This window comes from Fluviicola sp., from assembly GCF_030151805.1.
Classification (GTDB): Bacteria; Bacteroidota; Bacteroidia; order Flavobacteriales_D; family Crocinitomicaceae; genus Fluviicola.
In genome coordinates this window covers 1-2,724 of sequence record NZ_JASLCN010000067.1, presented here as the reverse complement: position 1 = coordinate 2,724, position 2,724 = coordinate 1, and the positions used below count along the sequence as shown (strand labels likewise).

At 40.9% G+C, this 2,724-nt stretch carries 3 protein-coding genes; all 3 read left to right on the top strand.

Annotated elements, in window-relative coordinates; translation table 11 throughout:
- Nucleotides 1-988 (top strand): hypothetical protein (locus Q1V93_RS02635; protein WP_300661041.1); only part of this gene is annotated, 988 nt, incomplete at its 5' end.
- 63 nt (nucleotides 989-1,051) lie between these two features.
- The gene (locus tag Q1V93_RS02630; protein WP_300661039.1) at nucleotides 1,052-1,780 is read left to right on the top strand and encodes a rhomboid family intramembrane serine protease; all 729 of its coding nucleotides are present in this window, start codon (nucleotides 1,052-1,054) and stop codon (nucleotides 1,778-1,780) included.
- A gap of 8 nt (nucleotides 1,781-1,788) precedes the next feature.
- A complete protein-coding gene (locus tag Q1V93_RS02625; RefSeq protein WP_300661036.1) occupies nucleotides 1,789-2,679 on the top strand; it encodes a rhomboid family intramembrane serine protease in 891 nt (296 codons plus the stop codon).
- The last annotated feature ends 45 nt before the right edge of the window (nucleotides 2,680-2,724 follow it).

The window sequence follows — 2,724 nt, the reverse complement described above, 5'->3', positions numbered from 1 at the left end:
TGTGCATCCGACCAAAACAGAGATTAAGTTCGAAGAAGACAAAGCCATTTACAGCATTATCCGAAGTGCTGTTCGTTTGGGACTCGGGAAATTCAATATTACTCCTACACTGGATTTTGACCGTGAAAGTGAGTTCGATCTGCCTTTATCTATGGCGAATCAAACACCGGTGATGCCTGAAATCCGGGTAGACAAAAATTACAACCCCTTTCATCTGGAAAACACGCGGGAAGGACAATTATCGGGAGCGAAAACAAGCTCAGGAAGTACCGGTTCTGGTTTTAAAAGCAATGGTTTTTCAACTGCTTTGAATAATGCCGGTTTCGGATCCCAGTTTCAATCTTCCAGTTTGGATGAATTGTGGAATACGGAATCTGTTAACAAGGAAGCGGAAGAAACACCTGTTCAGATTCAAATCGAAGTAGAAACGGTGAAATCTGTCGGTCCGTTTATCCTGAAAGGTTCATTTATCATCGGTTCGATTCCGGAAGGACTATTGGTGTTTCATTACCGCAGAGCTTATGAGCGCATGTTGTATGACGAGATGATGCGCGGTTTTTTCGTCAATCCGCTTGCTTCACAGCAACTTATTTTTCCCATGGAGAAAAAACTCTCCAAACAGGAACAACTGGCTTGGAACGAGCACCAAAAAACGCTTTCCAGAATCGGGTTTAACTGGTCATGGGCAGAACAGGAATTGCATATCAACGGAATTCCGGAAATCCTGGATGAATCAACACTTTTGTCTTGCGTTGACAAAATTTTGGAGCAATTGCAAATGGGAACACTCGATAAAGGCGAGATTGCACACACGGTTTTATCGCAAATTGCCTTTGCCGGAAGTATGTCTTTTAAAATTCCCGGTAACCAGGAGGCAATTTCCGACTTTATATCCCGTTTGTTTGAAGCAGATGAGCACACGTTTTCCCCTTCCGGCAAGCGCATCATTGCACAGATTTCGAATGAAGAATTAATTCAATTATTTTAAATAGACTTTATGTTTGGAAATATACAGCCCGTCACGAAAAATTTGCTCCTGCTGAATATTGCAATGTTTCTATTGACATTGTTTTTTGAGTACCAGGGACATGGTGTTGATTTAGGTAGTTTGTTAGGAGCCCATTATTTCGGAACTCCATTGTTTCAGCCTTACCAGTTAGTGACTCATTTCTTTATGCATGGTGGCTTTTTGCACATTTTTATGAATATGTATATCCTGGTAATGTTCGGCAGTTTTCTCGAGCGACTTTGGGGAGCAAAAAGATATTTCATATTGTATGTGGCCGCTGCATTAGGATCAGTTCTTTTGTACAATTTTGTCGGATATATCCAGATTTTGGAATACAAAAACATCATTGGAAGCAATGAAATCATGGCTGGAGTGAACGGTTTGATCCGGGAGCGCAGTTATTCCCTGGAAACGATCAATGAAATCAGACAGTACGTTTTCGAACACGGGGCTACTTCCATGAACCAATTGGATGCCATTACCGAATACACTATTAAATCGTACACTCCAATGGTTGGTGCTTCCGGAGCGATTTTCGGATTACTGGCTGCTTTTGCTATTTTATTCCCGAACACAGAATTGATGCTAATTTTCCCTCCGATTCCTTTGAAAGCAAAATGGCTGATCGGTGGCTATTTCTTACTGGAAGTTTACAGCAGTTTCCAAAACAATGTAGGCGACAATGTAGCGCATCTTGCTCACGTTGGCGGCGCAATTGTTGGAGCAATCATGGTTTTAATCTGGAGAAAAAAGGGTAAAAACTTTTATTAATTATCACAATGAGTAACGATAGAACTTTATCTGAGGAAATTAAATTTCAGCTGCGTTTCGGTGGAATGCACATCAAATTAATTTTCGCGAATTCAGTAGTGTTTTTACTGATGATCCTTCTTGATTTGATCGGAAGAACCACTCAAAATGGGTGGATTGATGTTATTCGAATCAAAATTTTCGCATTACAGACAAATCTGGGCGATTTTGCTTACGCACCTTACGGATTGATCACCAGCATTTTCACGCATTTCGGATTCCTGCACTTCCTGTTCAACATGCTTTTCCTCTATTTTGCAGGAAGTTTGTTCAGACAGTTCTTTTCCGACAGAAGAATGCTGCACGTATACATTGTCGGTGGAATTTTTGGCGGTTTTTGCGAATTGATTGCCCATCAATTTTCCGGGATGGATGCTATTGTAGTCGGTGCTTCCGGGTCGATTATGGCATTGTTCATAGCGATTGCTTTCTACAGGCCAAATATCACGATCAATCTTTTCGGGATTCTTCCTGTGAAGATTTACGTCATTGCCATTTTGTACCTGGTTGGAGATTTAGTACAAACCATGGACAGTGACGGAACAGCCCATTTTGCGCATTTGGGAGGAGCCCTGGTTGGGTTTTTATCGATTCAAAACCTGCATTCTTCTTCGAATATTATTAACTGGACAGAATCTCTTCATCAACGCATCCTGACTTATTTTTCAGGCAGAAAGAAACGCACGAAAATGAAAGTTCAATCCGGGGGAAGAACCGTGAAATCGGATGAGGAATACAATATGGATACGAAAGCCCGTCAGGAGCGAATTGACAAAATTTTGGATAAAATTTCCAAATCGGGTTACGAATCACTAACGAAAGCTGAAAAAGACTTTCTATTTTCACAAAGCAATAAATAAGGGTGAGCTGGTTTAAAAAAATAGCGCGATTTTCAACGGTGATAA